Raw genomic sequence first — 1,065 nt, 5'->3', positions numbered from 1 at the left:
CTCTTAAACAGTTTGTTATATTTTATTTATTTGAACTATTCAAACTATAAAGCCCACTCTAACCGACTGAAAAATAAGAGTTATTACGTTTTAGTTTTATTATTTGAAGAGATGTGATAAAAAACACTCCCCAAACTATATGAACATACCAATTGAAAACCTTAATACTGACTCTTTTCACACTATTCTCCGCAGTTTCATTTGCAGCCGACAGAACAGAAATTCAATTAGACGAAAACTTATACAGCACAGATTATAAAATTAAAATCGCTCAACAACTTAACCATGATAATACATATACTGACGAAAATGGGACGACTAAATATCAGTTTTTTAATACGGTAACTGAAGAAATCCGCGTACTCGTAGAATTCAATAACTTTGGTTATTATGTTGAAGACTATAGACTCTATGAAAATAACTTCGCCAGCACTGACTATACCTACGGAGCTCAGGGTATTAAATATATACCATATGACAATAGTCTTACCCTGTATGATGTTTTAGCTAACTCGGGCTCTTACACGTTCAGTTTGATGCAACGCAACTCGGCAAATCTATGGTCTACGATCAACACCATAACTCTGATAGCAAGTGATACTGCAATAGCAAAAGCCACAAGTACTTTTGAAGAAAAAAGAGCTGCATATGAAGCTATGGTTTATGAAAAAAATGTAAGGAAGCTTGTTAATGTGCTGCGCTCTCTTTCCATTGGTCTCATAAGCCTATTGGCATGCCTATTTATTGGTTTCAAAATTCTTAAGTCTTTGAAGAACAATATACCAAAATGGCACCACTATTCTTCTGCGAATATTCGTCAACAAAAGAAATCCCTTGAGATGCGACAAATCAAAAGAATTACTGAGCGAGAAATGCTCAAAGAGATCGCGAGAACCGAGGTAAGAAACTCTTCAGATGAGGACTTAAGGGAAATGAGGCAACTAATCGCGGAATCAATAAGAAAGGGGGACAGTGCGACAGCAACCGCTCTAACTTCCGTGCTAGAAAAAATGGTAGACAAGTAACTATACTAAAGTAAATGGAATATAACGCCCTGCTAAGGGG

General features: G+C 36.2%; 1 protein-coding gene. It reads left to right on the top strand.

Annotated features, from left to right (window positions below; genetic code table 11):
- The first annotated feature begins 152 nt into the window (after positions 1-152).
- Positions 153-1,025, top strand: coding sequence for a hypothetical protein (locus tag BCT11_RS03885; RefSeq protein WP_102387215.1), 873 nt, complete (start codon positions 153-155; stop codon positions 1,023-1,025).
- Positions 1,026-1,065: the final 40 nt, after the last annotated feature.

The organism is Vibrio sp. 10N.222.52.B12 (assembly GCF_002875385.1).
Classification (GTDB): domain Bacteria; phylum Pseudomonadota; class Gammaproteobacteria; order Enterobacterales; family Vibrionaceae; genus Vibrio; species Vibrio jasicida.
The sequence above is the reverse complement of the archived record's forward strand: the minus strand, read 5'-3'. Positions and strand labels throughout refer to the sequence as shown.